Here is a 19739-nt window from a genome sequence, read left to right on the forward strand (position 1 = left end):
TCATTGAGGCGCCATGCGGATGGCGCCGTCGAGGCGGATGGTCTCGCCGTTCAGCATCTCGTTCTCCACGATGTGCTGGACGAGGCGGGCGTACTCCTCGGGCTTGCCGAAGCGCTTGGGGAAGGGGACCGTCGCGGCAAGGCTGTCCTGGACCTCCTGCGGCATGCCCAGCAGCATCGGCGTGCCGATCAGGCCGGGCGCCACCGTCATCACGCGGATGGCGTTGCGGGCGAGGTCGCGGGCGGCGCAGACGGTCAGGGCGACGATGCCCCCCTTCGACGCGGCGTAGGCGGCCTGCCCGACCTGCCCCTCGTAGGCGGCGACCGAGGCGGTGTTGACGATGACGCCGCGCTCGCCGGAGTCGAGCAGGTCGAGCTTCGCCATGTCGGCGGCGGCCAGACGCAGCACGTTGAAGGTGCCGATCAGGTTGACCTCGATGACCGCGCGGAAGGACTCCAGCGGCATGGCGCCGTCGCGGCCGACGATGCGCTGGGCCGGGGCGATGCCGGCGCAGTTCACCGCGACGCGCGCCGGGCCGTGCGCCGAGCGGGCCTGGTCGAAGGCGCGCTCGGCCGACCCGCTGTCGGTCACGTCGCAGACCAGACCCAGCCCGCCGATCTCGTGGGCCGTCTTCAGCACGGCGTCCTCGTTGACGTCGAGCACCGTCACCTTGGCGCCCAGCGAGGCCAGATGGCGGGCGGTCGCCGCCCCCATGCCCGAACCGCCGCCGGTGACGATGGCGGGCAGACCTGCGATGTTCATGGCGTCTCCTCCTTAATTGCTGCCGGCGGATCGTTGCGCCGGGCTTGCGGTTTTCGGGTATTGATCGCACCTGTCTAGCAGATGCGCGCGTCCACCACACTCTACCGTATGGTCAGAGCCTTACGTCAACCCCACCCTCGGCCAACCCCGCCAGGAGAGCCTATGCCCGGCACCGATGTGGTCGTCTACGACCCCGCCCGCGTGGAACGGGAGGAACGCTTCGTCCGCCGCAATTTCTGGCGGAAGCTGCGCGCCAACCTGCACCGCATCCCCTTCCTGGAGGAGCTGCTGGCCGCCTATTTCTGCGCGACCGATCCGACGACGCCCTTCAAGGTCAAGGCGATCCTGATCGGGGCGCTGGTCTACTTCGTGATGCCGTTCGACGCGCTGCCGGACTGGCTGCTGCTCGCCGGCTTCACCGACGACGCGGCGGTGTTGGCCGGTGCCGTCCAGGCGGTGCGCACCAACATGACCCCGGCCCATTGGTCGCGCGCCCGCGCCGCGCTCCGCGCGGAACAGGCGGCGGCCGGCGGCGGCGCACTGGACGGCGAGATCCTGGCCCCGGACGACGCCTCGTCGACGCGGGGCTGACAGGAGAATGGAGATTGGAGCGGCTCAGCCGGCCTTGCGCGGCCCGCTCTGGCGCAGCCGCTCCGTGGCGTCGCGGTGCATGCTGTAGAGCGCCGACCCGACGATCACCGACGCGCCGACCCAGCCCCAGCCGTCCATCGTCTCGCCGAAGGCCAGCCAGCCGACCAGGGCGGTGAAGGGCAGGCGGGCGTAATCGTAGGGCATCATCGCCGAGGCTTCGGCCAGCGCCATGGCGCGCGTCATCGCCAACTGCCCCAGCGTCAGCAGCCCGCCCAGCAGCAGCAACCAGCCCAGCATCGGCCAACTCGGCCAGACCCAGACGAACAGGGATGGGATCAGGGCCATCGGCGTGACGAACAGGCTGAGATAGGTGACCACCACGGCGGTGCCGTCCCGCTTGGCCTGCGTGCGCATCTGCAGCACGGTCGCGGCGGCGGCCATGCAGTGGAACAGCAGCACGAGAAAGCCGAAGTCCATTCCTCCGCCGGCCCCGTCGCCCAAGGCGCTGAGACCGACGCCCGGCCGCAGCACGATCATCACCCCGGCCAGCCCGACGCAGACCGCGCCCCAGCGCCGCGCCTGGACGGATTCCCCCAGGAACAGCGCGGCACCGAGCGTGGCGAAGAGCGGCGTGGTGAAGCTGACCGCCGTCGCCGTCGCCAGTGGGATGTGGGCGAGGCTGTAGAACCACGCCATCATCGCGGCGAGGCTGGTCAGCGACCGCGACACGTAGAGCCCCAGCCGCCCGCCCGTCGCCACCGCGCGGAAGGAGGCGGAACCGGCGGTCAGCGCCCAGGGCAGCATCAGCAGCAGGCTGAACAGGTTGCGGAAGAACACCACCTGGAAGGGATGCATTTCCGTCGTGACGTGGCGGACCGCCCCGTTGCCGACCGCGAAGACCAGCGCCGAGGCGAGCATCCAGAACACCGCCTCGACCGTGCGATGGCGCGCCGGCAACGGTAACGCCGCTAGGCTGGTGGTGGCGGGGGCTGTCACGGTCGGGCGCGGTCCGCGTCAGGGAAGGGGCGGGACGTCTCCCAATCCGGGAAACATCCTCTCGGCCTCTCCATACTCCGCCCTGCAATCGAGTTCCGCAAGCGACAAGCAACCGTCCTGATTGTTTCAGTTCTTTAAAAGAACCCGCACCGCGTGTGGGATTCGTGTCCGGGCCACGCCTTGCGGGTGATGCGGAGCCTCAGGCCGGGCGGGCCAGTGGCATGCGCAGCGCGAAGCGGGTGCCGGGCTCCCCCGGCTCGATCGCCAGGGTGGCGCCGAGCTGGGTGGACAGCGCGTGGATCAGGCGCATGCCCAGGCTGCGGCTGCGGCGCCAGTCGAATTCGCTGGGCAGGCCGACGCCCCGGTCGGACACCGTCAGCCGGATCTCCCCCGACGCGTCGCGCGCCAGCCCGACGGCGATGGCGTGCGGGCCGCTCCCGCCGACGCTCCCGCGGTCCGGGTAGGCGTGCTTGATCGCGTTCATCACCAGCTCGTTGGCGATGAGGCCGAGCGGCACCGCCTGGTCGGTCGGCACGTCGACCGCCTCCACCGCCAGCTCCAGCCGCCAGCCGCCGCCATCGGACTGGGCGGAGCGTTCCAGGTCGCGGCACAGCGCGGTCAGGTAGTCGTGGAAGGGGATGAAGCGGACGTCGTCGATCCGGTAGAGCAGGCGGTGGATGTCGCTGATCGCCTGGACGCGCCGCCCGGCCTCGTCCAGATGGGCGCGCAGCCGGGGGTCGGCGGCCGACTGTCCCTGCAGGGTCAGCAGGCCGGAGACGACCTGGAGGCTGTTCTTGATGCGGTGGTTGACCTCGCGCATCAGCAGGTCCTTTTCCGCCAGCGCCGCGTCGCGCTCGCCCAGCGCCAGCTCCAGCGAGGCGGTGCGTTCCCGCACCCGCGATTCCAGCCGACTCTGCACCCGCCGCGCCGCCTTGGCCTGCTGGAAGCCGAAGGCCGACAGCGCCAGCAGCGCCAGCGCGGCGGCGGCGGTCAGCCCGGCGTAGGGCGCGATGGAGCGCCGCCACGCGTCGAGCACGGGCGCCACGTCATGCTGGACGGCGACGTAGACCGGCCAGTTCTCCACCCGGCGGTGGGCGAAGATCATCGAGTCGTCCTGCATGATCCCGCCGCCGGGACGGGCCAGGAGAGCGCGCCGCGCCGCCTCGGGCAGAGGGGCCGGGGCCAGCGGGTTGGCCTCGGGCTCGCGCACCAGCACGCCCAGATCCTGGATGCGGATCATCAGCGTCACCGGCTCGTAGGACAGCTCCAGATCCTTGTAGAAGCCGGAGAGGTAGGCCGGATCGACGGTGACCGAGGCCATGCCGCGAAAGCTTCCGTCCGGGGCGGACAGGCGGCGGCTCAGCAGGAAGCTGGCCTTGTTGGTCACCCGGCCGACGATGCGCTCGCTGATGTAGGGGCGGTCGGGGTTGTCCTTGTGGAACAGGAACATCTCGCGGTCGGAGGCGTCGGAGACCGGCGAGGGGAAAGCGACGGTGGTCAGGCGCAGCTGCCCCGACGGGTCGTTCAGCCAGACCGCGTCGAGGAAGGGCAGGCGGGTGCGCTGGCTGTTCAGCCGCTCCCACAGCGCGTGGGAGCCGGCGATCTCGTCCCAGCCCCGTCCGGCCGTCTCCTGCGCCGCGTATTCGACCAGCAGGTCGGCGGCGTCGAACAGGCGGGCGGCGTGTTCGGCCAGCACGCGCACGGCGGCCTGGGCGCGGTCCTGCGCGTTGGCGAGCGCGCGCTCGCGCGACTGCACGCCGACCATGACCGCCACGCTGGCCAGGAAGACCAGCCCGCAGGCGGCCAGCCAGCCGATGGCGGCCTCCAGGCGCGGCGTCCGGAAGGAGGGGGCGGCCTCCGGCGGATGCGCGGAGACCGGGGGCTGGGGCAAATCCATCCGGTGAGGCGCCTGAAGATCCCTTGAGTAGGACGGAAGGCGATGGTAGCGCAGGGCGGACCCCCTGCAACCCAGCCTTTCGGCCGTGACCGCGCTTTGGAAACCACCCAAAGGTCAGGGGTTTAGCCCAGCCGCAGCGCGATGACCGCCAGCAGCGCCGCGATGATCCACAAGGCGGCGCGGTCGCCGCGCCGGCGGCGGTTCCAGCCCTGGAGCGTCTGGCGCACCGTGGCGGGGTGCAGCCGCACGCCGCCGTCCGCCATGTCGGTCACGACGCGCTCGGCCTCGCGGACCAGGGCGGGCAGGCGGCGGATGGTCGACAGGGCGGCCCCGGCGTCCTCCAGGAACTGCGCCTCCGGGCCGCGGTTCTCGCGCATCCACTCCTCGATCAGCGGCCGCGCCAGTTCCCACATGTTGATGCTGGGGTTCAGCAGCCGGCCGACGCCCTCGGCCGTCAGCATGCTCTTCTGGAGCAGGAGGAGCTGCGGCTGGGTCTCCATCTCGAACTGCTCGGTGACGGCGAAGAGCTGGGCCAGCAGTCGGCCGACCGAGATCTCGTTCAGCGGCTTGTTCTGCAACGGCTCGCCGATGGCGCGGCAGGCCTGGGTGAAGATCTCGATGGACTGGTGGCGCGGCACGTAGCCCGCCTCGAAATGCACGGCGGCGACGCGGCGGTAGTCGCCGCTGAGGAAGCCGATCAGCATGTCGGCGAGGTAATAGCGCGTCGCCCGGTCCAGCCGGCCCATGATGCCGAAATCGACCGCCGTGATGGTGCCCTGCTCGTTGATGAACAGGTTGCCGGGGTGCAGGTCGGCGTGGAAGAAGCCGTCGCGGAACACCTGGTTGAAGAAGCTGGCCGACGCCATCGCCAGGATCTCGTCCCGGTTGAAGCCGGCGCCCTCGATGCGCGAGGATTCGTCCACCTTGAAGCCGCGGATGCGCTCCAGCGTCAGCACCCGGCCGCCGGTGCGCTCCCAGTCGATGCCCGGCACGTTGAAGGTCGGGTCGCTCTTGAAGTTGGCGCCCAGCTCCGAGGCCGCCGCCGCCTCCATCCGCAGATCCATCTCCAGCCGCGAGGTGCGGGCGAAGGTGTCGACCACCTCGCGCAGCCGCAGGCGCTTCAGCTTGGGCAGCACCCGCTCGGCGAGCGCGGCCAGCCAGTAGAACAGGTCGATGTCGCGCTCGAAGGCGATCTCGATGCCGGGGCGCAGCACCTTGACCGCGACCTCCTCGCCGGTCGCCGTCACCGCGAAATGCACCTGCGCGATGGAGGCGGCGGCGACCGGCTTGTCGTCGAAGCTGCGGAACAGGGCGCTGACCGGCTGGCCGAACTCGGCCTCGACGATGGCGCGGGCCTGTTCGCCGGGGAAGGGCGGCAGCTTGTCCTGCAACTCGGCCAGATCGACCGCCATCCGTTCGCCGACGAGGTCGGAGCGGGTGGAGAGAAGCTGCCCCAGCTTGATGTAGGTCGGCCCCAGCTCGGCCAGCGCGCGGGCCAGCCGCTGGCCGTCGCGGCCGGGCACGTCCTTGCGGGCGAGGCGGCGCCACAGCCAGGACAGGCCGGGGGCGGTCCCCAGCAGGGTCTCGGGCAGGGCGTCGTGGCGGGCGGCCGTGCGGCCGATGACCGCGAGGCGGACGAGGTTGCGCAGGATACGGAACAAGGGGCGCCGCCTTTAGATTCGCCAGCCGGAATGGATCGCGGCGATACCGCCCGTCAGGTTGCGCACCCGCACCGACGCGAAGCCGGCGGCCTCAATCCGCTTGGCGAGTTCGGCCTGGGGCGGGAAGCGGCGGATGCTCTCGGCGAGGTAGCGGTAGCTGTCCTCGTCCTTGGCGACGATCCGGCCGATCTTGGGAAGCACCTGGAAGGAGTAGAGGTCGTACAGCTCGCGCAGCACCGGCAGCACGACGTGGCTGAACTCCAGGCAATAGAACTTGCCGCCGGGCTTCAGCACGCGGCGCGCCTCGGCGATGGCCTCGTCGATGCGGGTGACGTTGCGCAGGCCGAAGGCGATGGTGTAGGCGTCGACCGAGCGCGCCGCGACCGGCAGCTTCTCCGCGTCGCCGACGGTCCATTGCACGCCGGACAGGATGTTGCGGTCGATGGCGCGGTCGCGGCCGACGCGGACCATCGCCTCGGTGATGTCGCAGACGACCGCCGCCCCGCCGCCGCGTTCGAGGAAGCGGAAGGCGATGTCGCCGGTGCCGCCCGCCACGTCCAGCAGGGTCATGTCCGGCCTGGGCGCGACCATCGTCATCAGCGTGTCCTTCCACAGCCGATGAATGCCGCCCGACATCAGGTCGTTCATCAGGTCGTAGTTGGTCGCCACGCTGCCGAAGACGGCGCGGACGAGACCCGATTTGGCGTCGGGATCGACGGGCGTGAAGCCGAACCAGTTGCCTTCGGAACCGGAGACCGGCTTGGTCGCATGGGGGGGCGTGTCGCTCATGGCGCGGAACATAGCGCGGCGCGGGGGGCGATGCCAGCGGGGGCTTGGGGGGACGATGCGGCGATTCGACGGAGGCGGGGGCATAGGCGCCAAGAAGCCCCTCTCCCCTCGCGGGACGAAGCCGAAGAGCGCCAAAGGCGATCACAGGCTTCGTGGTTGGGGTGAGGGGGCGCAAACTTTCCGCCTTCGGCGGAATACCCCTCATCCCAACCCTTCTCCCTCAAGGGAAGAAGGGCTTCTTAGCGCATATGGGCGGAACGGGGGCGGGCGGTCCGGCCCCAGAAACGCGCGTCCCTACCCTCGGCCGCGTCCGTCAGGGCAGCGGTCCGGTCCGGTGCAGCGTCACCCGCAGCCCGCCGTTCAGCACCGGGGGGGCGGGCGTGTCGAAGGGCAGGCCGGTCGCCTGGGCCAGCGACGCGTCGGTCGTCACGATCCCCACCCGCCAGCCGGAGAAGCGGGCCAGCAGCGTCTGGCCCAGCGCTTGGTAGAGGGGATGGAGCGGCTTCTTCTCGCCGATCCGCCCGCCATAGGGCGGGTTGACGATGACGAGGCCGGGCGGCCCGTCCGGGGGCGTGAGGTCGCTGACCGCGTGGTGCCGGAACGCGGTCAGTTCGGCGACGCCCGCGCGCGCCGCGTTGGCGCGGCTCATGGCGACGGCGCCCGCGTCGCGGTCGCTGCCGTGGAAGCGGATGGCCGGGCTGGCCGGGCTGGCGGTGGCGCCGCCGCCCGCGCCGCGCAGGGCCTGCCACGCCGCCGGGTCGAGGCTGGCGAGCTGTTCGAAGGCGAAGCTGCGCGACCGGCCCGGCTGGAGGCCGATGGCGATCTCCGCCGCCTCGATGACGAAGGTGCCCGACCCGCACATCGGATCGACGACGGGCTCGGTGCCGTCGTAGCCGCATTGGCGCAGGAAGAGCGACGCCATCGTCTCGCGCATCGGCGCCTTGTGGACGGCGTCCTTGTGGTTGCGCTTGTGCAGCGACTCGCCCGAGGTGTCGACGCTGATGGTGCAGAGGTCGTCGTCGATGCGCGCCTTGACGCAGATTTCGGCCTCCTTGGAGACCGGCGCGCCGAGTTCCTCGCGGATCGCCCGCTCGATCCGCTGCGCCGCCGCGCCCGCGTGGTAGATGCGCGACGCCTTGCACGACGCCTCGACGCGGAACGGCACGTCGGCGCGCAGCAATTCGCCCCACGCCACCTTGCGCGCCCGCTTGTCGAGCTGCGCCAGATGAAGGGCGCGGAAGGCGGCGACGCGCGCGAGGACGCGGACGGCGCCCCGGATCGTGAGGTTCGCCCGCCAGACCTCGGGCCAGCCGCCCCGGATCGTCACGCCGCCCAGTCCCGGAGTGGGATCCCGGAACCCGGCGGCCTGCAACTCCGCGCACAGCGCGGCTTCCAGGCCGGGAGCGGTGACGACGAAAATCTCGAAATCTTGGTCTGTGGTCATCCCGCCTACATAGCGCGAAGGCAGGGGGGCATCGACATGTTTTCTCGTTTTGGTTTGAGAGTGGGGAACGGATTTTATGGAAAGCAGGGGGGAGGCGGGACGCTTCCCTTGTCACGTCGGCTGCAAGCAGGCGGCTGACGCCGACCAGCCGCACCCGCAGGATGGCGTTCTGACTGGGGATGTGGATCGGCAGCAGCACCGGGGCCCGGCGCCGGCCCCCGGTGAAGGGCTTCAGCGCGGCCTTGTGTTTGCGCAGGGCGTCGCGGAAACGCGCCTCGGTGACGGCGCTCCACTTGCTGGAATCGAGCGCGCGGCAAACGGTGCCCAGCGAGACGACGGTCCGCGTTGCGCCGACCCGGCCAGGGTCCACCCGTGCCGCCATCGGCTCGACGCTCTCGCCAGCCCGGCAGCATCAGGCCGGTGCGATTGAAGCGCCTGCTTAAAACCTTGCTCCGTCATGTCGAGGCCGTTGGTTCACATCGTCCCCGAACCGGATTCAAGTCGCGATCTTAGCCAACACGATAACCTTAAGCTTGGCGATATTCGGAGAGCCGCCCCAACAGGAGCGGCCCTCTGTTGATCAATACGTGCTCTTGTTAAGCCTTTCAGGAAATCAATTGCGTCATTGAGCGCAAAGAAAATCCCGGTTACTTGAACAGAGCAACCCATAGCTGGTCATTGTCATAAGGTCCATTGTATAGACCAAAGCCGCCGTCCTTGTAATAGAGATAATTTGACGATCCTCGTTTTGGCGCTTGGTTTCTTAAATAAAACCCAGCATGATTTTTTTGCATTACTATTTCCCAGTGCTGGTCTGGGTAATCTGTGGCGTTTCCGGGGTAAAGGCCTAAATAATCACCATCCTGATAGTATGTGAGGACGCTGGAGCTTCCATTGTAGCTTGTGGAGCGAAGTTTGTAGATATCACCTGATATTCTCTCAAGAGTAAAGTTGTATGCTGCTCCCTCACTCCATTCTGATCTCAGTATAATGTTGTCGTTGTTATCACCTCCTATAATCAAGCCAGTCGCTGCGTGCATTAAATATATATCAGTAGATTTGGGTACGTTCGAAATGTTTGCAGTTAGGGTTTCGACAATCCATGTTTGGTCCCCGTTACCGTCACGTATCGGGTTGTACATAAAAACTCTATCCTCTTCCGTTCCTACTAGATTCTGTCCAACTTTAGTATTTTTTAATTGCACATATGAGCCATTTGATCCTAGATCATCCAAATCCCAATGCTGATCCTCATAATCCGGTTCGTCAACAGAATACAAACCAACTTTATTGTTAGCGGTTGAGAAGCAAGTAAGCCATTTATTCGTGCTGGTGTTTAGAATTTTAACTCTATGAATGTTATCGCCAGCATCTTGCGGATGAAGTGTCCAATAATCTCTCATTTCCTTAGGATTAAATGGAACGGGAAGGATATCCGAAAGATACTTCGGACGGCGACGGACGCTCACGGTCTTGTTGTCGTCTTGTGCATACAGGTAAGAACCCTTTGCAGCATTAAAGGCTCTGAAAAAGATTTGACTAGAATAATTACTTAAATCAGGAACCGTGTAGTCAGGGTCAGCATTTGCATCGTCAGATTCCTGTCCATTATCCTTTTCTAAATGCAGCATCCAAATTTTTCCCAATTCATGATCTTTTTTACAGGCGGGATCCAATTTCGCATAGACTACGAGATTTGAACTTCCATAGACGGCTTCTTTTTTTGCGCCGAAATAAGTGTCATCGCCATTTATGGTGTTTTTTACAGAAAAAACTTCAACTAGGCTATCAAGCCCATATCCGAGAATTGATCCGGCGGCTGTTCCGGTACCGGTTCCACTCTGATCTCCAATTTGACCTGCATGCTTCTCATATTCTTTAAGATATTCTTCCTTATATTGTTCCCAATCTTTTAAGTTTATAACAACTCCTCCTCCCTTGGCCCTGGTCGAGAACCAGACCTTGCATGCCTTGGCTGTCCTGCTTGAGAAACGTGGAATTTCCAACGTAGGACCTCCCAAAGCGTAGAATGTCACGGAAAACGGGCAAGCATTCCGGACCGTCATGGAACCCGAGGCCATTGTCATGCTCCTATATGCAGTTTCAAAGTTGAGTGACCTGTGATGCGAGGCGTGTTCGCTCAGGAAACACAACCATGAATCCTTGAAAAGGGCTATCGATAAAATATCTATGGTAGCCGCGTCTCCGCCATCAGATGCGGAGCAAAGGGTTGGGCCGTGCCGACATCCGTTCCCTGGAAGTGGCGGTGGGGTGGACAGCCGAAACGGGCGGGGCGCTTGACCGGTAAGGGCTTTGATTTCCGTGGGAAAACCAGAGTGTAACCGAAGGTTGGAAAACGGACGCAAGGCGTCATGACAAACTGCCTTTTGCAACCGTCCGACTCCGGTGCAAAAGCAGCGATCCATGCATTTGGCTGGACAACGCCGCTCAAAGCCCAAGTCGGCCGACCCGCCTCCCAAACACGTTTCGTTCTCACTCCCCCTTGCATCGCTCCCCCATCTCCCCCACCCTCTGCCCATCATGCCCGAACTCCCCGAAGTCGAAACCGTGTGCCGGGGCCTCGCCCCGCACCTCGAAGGCCGCGTGCTGGTCCGCGTCGAGCAGCGGCGGCCCAACCTGCGCATGCCCTTTCCGCCCCAATTCGAGGAGCGGCTGACCGGCCGGCGCGTCGAGTCGGTGCGGCGGCGCGCCAAATACATCCTGGTCCAGCTCGACGACGGCGCGGTGCTGATCGCGCATCTGGGCATGTCGGGGCGGATGACCATCGCGCCCGAACGGCCCGAGAGCTTCGGCAAGCACGACCATGTGGTCTTCGAGACCGAGTCCGGCACAATCGTCACCTTCAACGACGCCCGGCGCTTCGGCTTCATGGACCTGACCTCGGCCGAGGCGCTGGGCGACCACCCGATGCTGCGGAGCCTGGGGCCGGAGCCGCTCGGCAACGCCTTCTCCGGCCCGGTGCTGGCCGAGCGGCTGGCGGGGAAGGCGACGCCGATCAAGGCGGCGCTGCTCGACCAGACGGTGGTCGCCGGGCTCGGCAACATCTATGTGGCCGAGGCGCTGTTCCAGGCCGGGATCAGCCCGACCCGCCTCGCGTCCTCCGTCGGCGGCGCCGAGGCCGACCGGCTCGCCGCCGCGATCCGCGAGGTGCTGGGCCGCGCCATCGAGGCGGGCGGGTCGACCCTGCGCGACCACCGGCAGGCGTCGGGGGAGCTGGGCTATTTCCAGCACCAGTTCGCCGTCTACGACCGCGAGGGCGAGCCCTGCCCCGGATGCAGCTGCGACGTGGAAAAGACCGGGGGCGTGCGGCGCATCGTGCAGTCCGGCCGCTCGACTTTCTATTGTGCGGCGCGCCAACGCTGATATACCTGGGAGCATGACGGCTTTTCCGGCCAATCTTCGGGCGGCGCTCGCCGCACTCCTCCTTGCCGGCCCCGCACTCGCGGGCCTGGGGAGCCTCGCCTTTCCCTTCGATCCGGCGCACGCGGCGGGGGCCTCGCCCTTCGTCCCCGGCCTGCCCGACGTTCCGGCCATGCCCGGACTCGACGCGGCGGAGGCTGAGCCGCTCGTCTTCGACAAGCCCGGCGGGCGCATCGTCCAGGCGGTGCTGTCGGGGGCGGTGCCGCGCAACGCGGTGCTGGCCTTCTACGACCAGACTCTGCCGCAGCTCGGCTGGCGGCGCACCGCCGACCGGCTCTTCGTCCGCGAGGGCGAGGAGCTGCGGCTGGAGTTCACGGCCTCGGGCGGGCGGACTTCCGTCCGCTTCACGCTGAACCCGCGCTGAGGCGCCGGCAGACATTTAAGCACGCAAAAGAAAACCAACCGGGGCGCCGCAACGACGGCCCCCGCCAGATCGGGAGACAGCTGCAACCATGTCGTACGAAACCATCCTCGTCGAGACCCGCGGCCCCGTCGGCCTCGTCACGCTCAACCGTCCCAAGGCGCTGAACGCGCTGTGCGACCAGCTGGTGACCGAGCTGGGCCAGGCGCTCGACGCCTTCGAGGCGGACAGCGCCATCGGCGCCATCGTCATCACCGGGTCGGAGCGGGCGTTCGCCGCCGGCGCCGACATCAAGGAGATGGCCGGCTTCTCCTACATGGACGTCTACAACTCCAACTTCATCACCGCGAAGTGGGAGCGTCTGGCCAAGACCCGCAAGCCGACCATCGCGGCGGTCGCCGGCTTCGCGCTGGGCGGCGGCTGTGAACTCGCCATGATGGCCGACTTCATCCTGGCCGCCGACACCGCCAAGTTCGGCCAGCCGGAGATCACCATCGGCACCATCCCCGGCGCCGGCGGCACCCAGCGCCTGACCCGCTTCGTCGGCAAGTCCAAGGCGATGGAGATGGTCCTGACCGGCCGCATGATCGACGCCGCCGAGGCCGAGCGCTGCGGCCTCGTCAGCCGCGTCGTCCCGGCCGCCGAGCTGGTGGACGAGGCCGTGAAGGTCGCCACCAAGATCGCCTCGCTGTCGCAGCCGGTCGTCGCCATGGCCAAGGAGGCGGTCAACGCCGCCTACGAGACCACGCTGGCCGAGGGCGTGCGCTTCGAGCGCCGCCTGTTCCACTCGACCTTCGCCACCGAAGACCAGAAGGAAGGCATGGCCGCCTTCGCCGAGAAGCGCCAGCCCGCCTGGAAGAACCGCTGATTCATAAGCCGTCCCTCCCCTGCATCTGGTGGGGGAGGGACAGATCCCGTCAAGATGTCGTCGCGTGAAAAACAGAACAGACACGTTGCGGCGCGCGCCTTGACTCACAGTTCGGTGGCGCGTATAAGGCGCGCTCGCATCACGACAGCCGTGTCGTTCGGAGTAGGGTTTCCATGGCCAATCATAAGTCCGCTGAAAAGCGCATTCGTCAGACCGAGCGTCGCACGGAAGTCAACCGTGCCCGCGTCAGCCGCATCCGTTCCTTCGTGAAGAAGGTCGAGAGCGCCATCGAGGCCGGCGACAAGTCCGTCGCCGCCGAGGCCTTCAAGTCCGCCCAGCCGGAAATGATGCGCGGTGTGACCAAGGGCGTGCTGCACCAGAACACGGTGTCGCGCAAGCTCTCGCGCCTGTCGGCCCGCATCAAGGCTCTCTGAAGAGTCTGATCCAAGGGTTTCAAAAAGCCGCGCCCGTGATTCGGAGCGCGGCTTTTTGCGTTTAAAGCAAGCGTTGAATCGTGACCAAGATTGTCTTGGATTTTCGACAACACCGCTTATGAACTTTGATATCGGTCTTTCGGCTGCCACGAACGATTTTGTCTTTTTGACCCGTTCGCCATCTGTCCCATTGCGAGTCCTCTTGGGGGCGATTAGAGTTTTGTTCCGTCCGGGACTGCGAAACGATGTGTTCACCATGTCGCGCGGCGGACGGCACTGCGCAAAGACAGCGAAGGTCTTGGGCCAGCCGGGATTCGGATGAGTCACGGCGGGTGTCGAGGTCTTCTTTTGCTTGAAAACGGTCGAGTTCGCGGCGGGTTTTACAATTTTGTCCGCCGTGTCGTGTGATCGGATCGATCCCGGTCTTCCGGCGGCCGTGAGTTCGCCGGTGGCGCGCCCATTGGCGGTGCGCCGGTCGGGCGGTGGGGATCGGACGGTTGGGGATGCGGGGGCAGGGGAGCATGTCGGTCGGCGTGTCGTTGGATCAACAGTGGGCGCGCATTCGCGGTCGCCTGAAGGATGAGGTGGGCGAGATCGCCTACCGCAGCTGGCTGCAACCGCTGGCCGTCGCCAGCATGACCGGCGGCGAGGTGTGCATCGTCGTGCCCACGCGCTTCATGCGCGACTGGGTGCTGACCCACTACGCCGACCGCATCCGCGTGCTGTGGACCGGCGAGAACCCCGAGGTCCATTCCATCGACGTCATCGTCGCCTCCACCGGCGCGCCCTCCGCGCTGGTCGCCGACAACGACGACCGCGACGACCCGGCTCCAGGCTCGGCCCCAAGCTCGGCCTCGACTTCCGCCCCGACCTTCGCCCAGCGCGCCGAGAACCGTCCCCCGCCGCCCGAGCGCCGCCCCCAGCCGAACGCCAACGATCCGGCCCCGGCCGCCTCCTACACCTCGGCCTCCTACGGCGGGGCGTCGGACGAGTCGCCCAACGCCATGCCGGCGCTGATGGAGGACCGGTCGGACCTGTCCGCCGCGCTCGACCCGCGCTTCACCTTCGAGAACTTCGTCGTCGGCAAGCCGAACGAGCTGGCCCACGCCGCCGCCCGCCGCGTCGCCGACGCCACCGCCGTCACCTTCAACCCGCTGTTCCTCTACGGCGGCGTGGGTCTCGGCAAGACCCACCTGATGCACGCGCTGGCCTGGCAGATCCGCAAGAACGACCCGAACCGCAAGGTGCTCTACCTGTCGGCCGAGAAGTTCATGTACCAGTTCATCCGCGCGCTGCGCTTCAAGGACACGATGGCCTTCAAGCAGCAGTTCCGCTCGGTGGACGTGCTGATGATCGACGACGTGCAGTTCATCAGCGGCAAGGACTCCACCCAGGAGGAGTTCTTCCACACCTTCAACGCGCTGGTCGACCAGAACCGGCAGGTCATCATCTCCGCCGACAAGAGCCCGTCCGACCTGGAGGGGATGGAGGAGCGCCTGCGCTCGCGCCTGGGCTGGGGGCTGGTCGCCGACATCCACCCGACCACCTACGAGCTGCGTCTGGGCATCCTCCAGGCCAAGGCCGACGCGCTCCAGGCGACCATCCCGCTGAAGGTGCTGGAGTTCCTCGCCCACAAGATCACGTCCAACGTGCGCGAGCTGGAAGGGGCGCTCAACCGCATCGTCGCCCACGCCGATCTGGTCGGCCGCTCCATCTCGCTGGAGACGACGCAGGAGGTGCTGCACGACCTGCTGCGCGCCAACGACCGCCGCGTCACCATCGACGAGATCCAGAAGCGCGTCGCCGAGCATTACAACATCCGCGTCGCCGACATGCACTCGGCCCGCCGCGCCCGCGCGGTGGCGCGTCCCCGCCAGATCGCCATGTACCTCGCCAAGCAGCTGACCGCCCGTTCCCTGCCGGAGATCGGCCGCAAGTTCGGCGGGCGCGACCACACCACCGTCATGCACGCGGTCAAGAAGGTGGACGAGCTGCGCGCGACCGATCCGTCCTTCGCCGAGGATGTCGAGCTGTTGCGGCGCATGTTGGAGAACTGATTGTGCGTGTCCCCCGAAGGGATCGACGGGCATGCCTATAGGAATCGTGTGACTTTTATCTAAAATCCTGCAATAACCCCACGCATCGTGATGATGTTGGGGAAAGCGACGCGCCGTGAAGACGAACGTTCTCGTCGTTGACGACTCGGCGGTGATCCGCAAGCTCATCAAGGATCATTTGGAACGTCACGAGTATCGGGTCCTCGTCGCCAAGGATGGCGAGGAAGCCTTGGCGATCCACCGCGCCATCGACATCCACGTTCTGATCGCCGATCTGGACATGCCCCGGATGAACGGGCTGGAACTCTGCTGGCACGTGCGGGCGGAGGACGGGCAGCACCGCACCTTCTCCATCCTGATGATGGGCGACTCCGACACACGGTGCCGGGCCGAGGCCTTCGACGCCGGGGCCGACGAGTTCCTGACCAAGCCCATCGACCTGCCCACGCTGCGCGCCCGCGTGCGCGCCGGGGAGCGCATCACGCGCACGCAGCGCGTGATGGCGGAGATGCTGAACACCGATCCCCTGACCGGGGTGATGAACCGCCGCCGCTTCCTGGAGCGGCTGGAGCACGAATACAGCTACGCCAGGGACACGGGCGCGCCGCTGGCGGTGGCGCTGGTCGACCTCGACCGCCTCAAGGCGATCAACGGCGCCCACGGCCACTCCAACGGCGACCGGGCGCTGAAATTGTTCGCCGAAACCTGCGGCGCCCTGCTTCCCGATGGCGGCATCCTGGGACGGCTGGACGGCGAGGCGTTCTGCATGGCGCTGCCGACGGACGACGTCGAGGACGCCATCGCGCTGGTCGAGGGCATCCGCCTGTCCACCGCCGCCCTGGTCGCGACCACGGCGGAGGGGGCGACGTTCTCCTTCACCGTCAGCGCCGGCGTGTGCCTGGCGCGGGGCACCGACTCGGTGACCGAGCTGCTGGCCCGCGCCGACGAGTCGCTCCATGTCGCCAAGCGCAGTGGGAGCGACCGCACCGTCGTCCGCGGCGCCGAGGGGGTGGTGGTCAAGGCGCGCTTCCACGTCGTGTGACGGGATCGGGTCCGCCCCGTGACGGGGCTATGAAGTTTGGCAAGGTCCCGGTGTCGGCCGTGGCGCCCGCCGTGTCTGTCGGGCACACTCCGTGGTCTGGGCGGGAGCGCAACGACGCCGCCGCCGACGGGACCACACGCCAACATCCGAACACAGGGAGACTGGGCGCCATGCCGAAGATCGCCAAGCCGCAGGCCGGCACCACCGGAGCCGCCATGACCGAAGCCCAACGGTCGAGCGTCGAGACCCAGCGCGCCGCCAAGAGCTTCTCCCGCCGCCTGCTGCTGAAGAGCGCCGCCGCCGTGGCCGGCGTGGCGTCGGCCGGTCCCTTCGTGCTGCGCGAAGGGCGCGCGGCGTCGGGCTCGGTGAAGATCTTCTCCTGGGCCGGCTACATCAGCCCGGACATGCTGGCCGATTTCGAGAAGAAGACCGGCGTCAAGGCGACCCTGACCGAATACGGCACCAACGACGAGCTTCTGAACCAGTTGAAGGCCACCGGCGGCGCCGGCTTCGACATCATCCACCCCACGGTGGACCGCGTGCCGAACTACGTCGAGTTCGACCTGCTCCAGCCGATCGACGACGCCAAGGTGAAGTGGGACGGCTGCCTGAAATCCTCGGTCGAGGGATCGGCGGGGATGGGCGGCGTGGTCGGCAACAAGCGCTTCTTCGCCCCGGCCGATTGGGGGACCGAGGCCCTGGCCTACGACATGGCCAAGGCGCCGCTGGTCTACGGCACCGCCGGCTACGGCGACCTGTGGGCGCCGGGCAACGCCGGCAAGGTGACGGTGCGCGGCCATTCCTCGCTGATCGGCATCGGTCTGTGGCTGGAAAGCCAGGGCAAGCTGCCGCACCCGATCCGCGACCAGTTCAAGGACGAGGCCAAGGCGCGCGCCAACTTCGACGCGATCCTGAAGGCCGCCGTCGCCAACAAGAAGTCGGTCGCCCAGTTCTGGACCAACGAGAACGAGGCCCAGGGCGCCTTCCGCACCAACGGCTGCGTCATCGGCCAGACCTGGGACTCGACCGCCGCCGCGCTGCGCAAGGAAGGGCTGCCGGTCCGCTTCGTCGCGCCCAAGGAAGGGGCGCTGGCCTGGATGGAAGGCTTCGCCATCCCGAAGAAGGCGGAGAACCTGGAGAACGCCTACGCCTGGATCAACTGGTTCTACACGCCGGAGGCCGGCGCGCTGTACACCAACTTCTCGGGCATCTCCAGCACGGCGGTCGGCGCCGAGGCGCATCTGAACGACCTGAGCAAGCAGTTCTTCGCCGACGCCTATCCGGGCGACGCCTTGCAGAAGCTGTGGTGGTGGCCGATCCAGGAGGCGTGGTACGTCTCGATCCGCAACGAATACCAGGACCGCTTCCTGGCGGCGTAAGGGCGGGCGCGTTTGCCCCCTCCCTGACCCTCCCCCGCCTGTGGCGGGAGAGGGAACTCCGCCGAACGCCGACAATCCTCCTGCCCCCTCTCTCGCGAAGCGGGGGAGGGATGGGGAGGGGGCAAAGCAGTGAGACCATGAGCCAGGACGTCCAACTCGATTCCGTCACCATGCGGTTCGGCGAGACCGTCGCCGTCCGCGAGGTCTCGCTGACCATCCGGGCGGGGGAGTTCTTCAGCTTCCTCGGCCCGTCGGGCTGCGGGAAGACCACCATCCTGCGGATGATCTCCGGCTTCATGGAACCGACCGGCGGCGCCGTCCGCATCGGCGGCAAGGACATGCGCGGGATCGGCCCGAACAAGCGGCCGACCGCGTTGATCTTCCAGAACCTCGCCCTGTTCCCGCTGATGACGGTGGCCGAGAACATCGGCTTCGGGCTGGAGGTGCGCGGCGTCGCCTCGGCCGACCGCAAGCGGCGGGTGCGCGAGTTGCTGGAGTTGGTGGCGCTGCCGGACACCGCCGACAAGCGCGTCACCGACCTGTCCGGCGGCCAGCGCCAGCGCATCGCCATCGCCCGCGCGCTGGCGGTGGAACCGGCGGTGCTGCTGCTGGACGAGCCGCTGTCGGCGCTCGACCTCAAGCTGCGCCAGCACATGCGGGGGGAGCTGCGCGAGCTGCAACGGCGGACCGGCGTCACCTTCATCTACATCACCCACGACCAGGGCGAGGCGCTGACCATGTCCGACCGCATCGGCGTGATGTCGCGCGGCGTGCTGGAGCAGGTCGGCGACGGGCCGAGCGTCTACGACCACCCGGAAACCGCCTTCGTCGCGTCCTTCGTCGGCGAGAGCAACCGCTTCCCCGGAATCGTCGCCGAGGTGGCGGAAGGCTGGGCGGTGCTCGACACCGGCTTCGGGCGTTTCCGCGGGCGCAACCCCCGCAACCTCGCGGCGGGCGACCGGGCGACGCTGTTCGTCCGGCCCGAACGGCTGGCGCTGGGGCAGGCCGAGAACCCGCTGGAGGCCCGCGTCACCCACCGCGATTTCGAGGGCGCCTTCGTCAACGCCTTCCTGGAGGGCGGGCTGACCGTGCAGGTTCCCCATCTGGGGCAGGAGCCGGCCTTCGTCCCCGGCGAACCGGCCCGGCTGGGCTTCCGCGCGGCGGACGCGGTGGCGCTGCCCACCGCGCCCTGAGGCTCAGCGCGCCCCGCCGACCGGCACGGTGACGCGGAAGACCGCCTTCTCGAAATCGTCGACCAGCGCGTCGATCTTGACCTCCCAGCGCCCCGCCACCGGCAGCGTCAGCCCGTCGAGCCGGTAGGCGCCGGGGCCGGTGCGGCCGGGGCGGCGCAGGATCGGCTCGATCCCGGCGGCGGGCAGGGACAGCTCCACCGCCAGCTCCTTCGGGTCGAAGGGCGTGTCGTCGGGCTGCGCGAGGTGCAGGGTCAGGCTGTTCGCCCCCGCCCGCGCCGAATCGAGGCTGACGACCGCCTGCCGCCCCTTCGCCATGGTGACGGCGGTGTAGCCGGGATCGGCGTCGGCCACCGGCCGGGCCAGGGCGCGCGGCGGCGGGGTGGTGCCGAGCCCGGCGGTCAGCGCGACCACCAGCGCCATCAGCGCCATCTCCGACGCGACGCTCAGGCTCAGCAGCCGCCGCGCGTGATCGCGGGCGGACCGGCTGCCGCTTTCCAGCGCGGGCGTCAACCGCAGCCGGTTGACCGAGGCCAGCCCGAGCAGCAGGGCGACCCCCACCATCTTCGCCAGCCAGAGCTGCCCGTAGACGGTGCCGGCGATGGCCGCCGGATCGGCGAGCTGGAGCAGGCTCAACCCCACCCCGGCGGCGAGCAGCGCCGCCACGGCGATGAGGGCGCCGCGCGAGAAGCGCCGGACCAGCCGCGCCGAGTCGAGGGCCGGCGCGTGGCGCAACAGGGCCAGCAGCGGCAGCAGCCCGGCCGACCTGTTCATCACGGTGGACGCCGGACGTCTCGCCGCCGCCGCGCAGGAAGGGCTGCTCGCCC

The 19739-nt window shown here is 67.6% G+C and carries 17 protein-coding genes; 9 read left to right on the forward strand and 8 right to left on the reverse strand.

Translation table 11 applies throughout. From position 1 onward, the window contains the following. Window positions 1–762 (reverse strand): SDR family NAD(P)-dependent oxidoreductase, encoded by a 762-nt coding sequence (locus EJ913_RS30365; RefSeq protein WP_127005046.1) that lies wholly within the window; start codon window positions 760–762, stop codon window positions 1–3. A gap of 162 nt (window positions 763–924) precedes the next feature. Here EJ913_RS30365 and EJ913_RS30370 point away from each other — a divergent pair, with 162 nt between their 5' ends. Further along, window positions 925–1353, forward strand: coding sequence for a YkvA family protein (locus EJ913_RS30370; protein ID WP_127005048.1), 429 nt, complete (start codon window positions 925–927; stop codon window positions 1351–1353). Between the two features lie 24 nt (window positions 1354–1377). Here EJ913_RS30370 and EJ913_RS30375 read toward each other — a convergent pair whose 3' ends face one another. The 6 genes from EJ913_RS30375 to EJ913_RS30400 form a co-directional block, all read right to left on the reverse strand. Beyond that, window positions 1378–2310 carry a DMT family transporter gene (locus tag EJ913_RS30375; RefSeq protein ID WP_238521500.1) on the reverse strand — a complete coding sequence of 311 codons (933 nt, stop codon included), beginning with the start codon at window positions 2308–2310 and terminating at the stop codon, window positions 1378–1380. Window positions 2311–2548: 238 nt separating this feature from the next. Next, complete coding sequence (locus EJ913_RS30380; protein ID WP_127005050.1) at window positions 2549–4246, reverse strand: sensor histidine kinase; 1698 nt, start codon at window positions 4244–4246, stop codon at window positions 2549–2551. A gap of 122 nt (window positions 4247–4368) precedes the next feature. Beyond that, window positions 4369–5907 carry a 2-polyprenylphenol 6-hydroxylase gene (gene ubiB, locus EJ913_RS30385; protein ID WP_127005052.1) on the reverse strand — a complete coding sequence of 513 codons (1539 nt, stop codon included), beginning with the start codon at window positions 5905–5907 and terminating at the stop codon, window positions 4369–4371. A 12-nt stretch (window positions 5908–5919) separates the two neighbouring features. Continuing rightward, complete coding sequence (locus EJ913_RS30390; RefSeq protein WP_127005054.1) at window positions 5920–6696, reverse strand: class I SAM-dependent methyltransferase; 777 nt, start codon at window positions 6694–6696, stop codon at window positions 5920–5922. Between the two features lie 313 nt (window positions 6697–7009). Next, window positions 7010–8140 carry a THUMP domain-containing class I SAM-dependent RNA methyltransferase gene (locus tag EJ913_RS30395; protein WP_127005056.1) on the reverse strand — a complete coding sequence of 377 codons (1131 nt, stop codon included), beginning with the start codon at window positions 8138–8140 and terminating at the stop codon, window positions 7010–7012. A gap of 647 nt (window positions 8141–8787) precedes the next feature. Beyond that, window positions 8788–10146 (reverse strand): hypothetical protein, encoded by a 1359-nt coding sequence (locus tag EJ913_RS30400; RefSeq protein ID WP_127005058.1) that lies wholly within the window; start codon window positions 10144–10146, stop codon window positions 8788–8790. A 535-nt stretch (window positions 10147–10681) separates the two neighbouring features. Here EJ913_RS30400 and mutM point away from each other — a divergent pair. The 8 genes from mutM (at window position 10682) to EJ913_RS30440 (ending at window position 18915) form a co-directional block, all read left to right on the forward strand. Continuing rightward, window positions 10682–11524 (forward strand): bifunctional DNA-formamidopyrimidine glycosylase/DNA-(apurinic or apyrimidinic site) lyase, encoded by an 843-nt coding sequence (mutM, locus tag EJ913_RS30405; protein WP_127005060.1) that lies wholly within the window; start codon window positions 10682–10684, stop codon window positions 11522–11524. 13 nt (window positions 11525–11537) lie between these two features. Continuing rightward, entirely contained in the window at window positions 11538–11945 is a 408-nt protein-coding gene (locus EJ913_RS30410) for a hypothetical protein (protein WP_127005062.1), read from the forward strand. 88 nt (window positions 11946–12033) lie between these two features. After that, entirely contained in the window at window positions 12034–12810 is a 777-nt protein-coding gene (locus EJ913_RS30415; protein WP_127005064.1) for an enoyl-CoA hydratase, read from the forward strand. A gap of 173 nt (window positions 12811–12983) precedes the next feature. Next, window positions 12984–13244, forward strand: a complete 261-nt coding sequence (gene rpsT, locus EJ913_RS30420) for a 30S ribosomal protein S20 (RefSeq protein ID WP_127005066.1) — start codon at window positions 12984–12986, stop codon at window positions 13242–13244. A 521-nt stretch (window positions 13245–13765) separates the two neighbouring features. Continuing rightward, a complete protein-coding gene (dnaA, locus tag EJ913_RS30425; RefSeq protein WP_127005077.1) occupies window positions 13766–15301 on the forward strand; it encodes a chromosomal replication initiator protein DnaA in 1536 nt (511 codons plus the stop codon). A gap of 115 nt (window positions 15302–15416) precedes the next feature. Then, complete coding sequence (locus EJ913_RS30430) at window positions 15417–16343, forward strand: GGDEF domain-containing response regulator (RefSeq protein WP_127005068.1); 927 nt, start codon at window positions 15417–15419, stop codon at window positions 16341–16343. Between the two features lie 170 nt (window positions 16344–16513). Further along, window positions 16514–17722 (forward strand): extracellular solute-binding protein, encoded by a 1209-nt coding sequence (locus EJ913_RS30435; protein ID WP_238521509.1) that lies wholly within the window; start codon window positions 16514–16516, stop codon window positions 17720–17722. Window positions 17723–17859: 137 nt separating this feature from the next. After that, complete coding sequence (locus tag EJ913_RS30440; protein ID WP_127005070.1) at window positions 17860–18915, forward strand: ABC transporter ATP-binding protein; 1056 nt, start codon at window positions 17860–17862, stop codon at window positions 18913–18915. Between the two features lie 3 nt (window positions 18916–18918). Here EJ913_RS30440 and EJ913_RS30445 read toward each other — a convergent pair. Then, window positions 18919–19739, reverse strand: an 821-nt coding sequence (locus tag EJ913_RS30445; protein ID WP_211099079.1) for a CopD family protein, incomplete at its 5' end; no start/stop codon positions are given.

The organism is Azospirillum doebereinerae, assembly GCF_003989665.1.
Taxonomy (GTDB): Bacteria; Pseudomonadota; Alphaproteobacteria; order Azospirillales; family Azospirillaceae; genus Azospirillum; species Azospirillum doebereinerae.

Excerpts from the sequence above, each read along its gene's own strand:
- EJ913_RS30415 (WP_127005064.1), top strand. The coding sequence starts at position 12,034 with ATGTCGTACGAAACCATCCTCGTCGAGACCCGCGGCCCCGTCGGCCTC.
- EJ913_RS30365 (WP_127005046.1), bottom strand. The coding sequence starts at position 762 with ATGAACATCGCAGGTCTGCCCGCCATCGTCACCGGCGGCGGTTCGGGC.
- rpsT (WP_127005066.1), top strand. The coding sequence starts at position 12,984 with ATGGCCAATCATAAGTCCGCTGAAAAGCGCATTCGTCAGACCGAGCGT.
- EJ913_RS30380 (WP_127005050.1), bottom strand. The coding sequence starts at position 4,246 with ATGGATTTGCCCCAGCCCCCGGTCTCCGCGCATCCGCCGGAGGCCGCC.
- EJ913_RS30395 (WP_127005056.1), bottom strand. The coding sequence starts at position 8,140 with ATGACCACAGACCAAGATTTCGAGATTTTCGTCGTCACCGCTCCCGGC.
- mutM (WP_127005060.1), top strand. The coding sequence starts at position 10,682 with ATGCCCGAACTCCCCGAAGTCGAAACCGTGTGCCGGGGCCTCGCCCCG.
- EJ913_RS30410 (WP_127005062.1), top strand. The coding sequence starts at position 11,538 with ATGACGGCTTTTCCGGCCAATCTTCGGGCGGCGCTCGCCGCACTCCTC.
- EJ913_RS30440 (WP_127005070.1), top strand. The coding sequence starts at position 17,860 with ATGAGCCAGGACGTCCAACTCGATTCCGTCACCATGCGGTTCGGCGAG.
- EJ913_RS30390 (WP_127005054.1), bottom strand. The coding sequence starts at position 6,696 with ATGAGCGACACGCCCCCCCATGCGACCAAGCCGGTCTCCGGTTCCGAA.
- EJ913_RS30435 (WP_238521509.1), top strand. The coding sequence starts at position 16,514 with ATGCCGAAGATCGCCAAGCCGCAGGCCGGCACCACCGGAGCCGCCATG.
- dnaA (WP_127005077.1), top strand. The coding sequence starts at position 13,766 with ATGTCGGTCGGCGTGTCGTTGGATCAACAGTGGGCGCGCATTCGCGGT.
- EJ913_RS30370 (WP_127005048.1), top strand. The coding sequence starts at position 925 with ATGCCCGGCACCGATGTGGTCGTCTACGACCCCGCCCGCGTGGAACGG.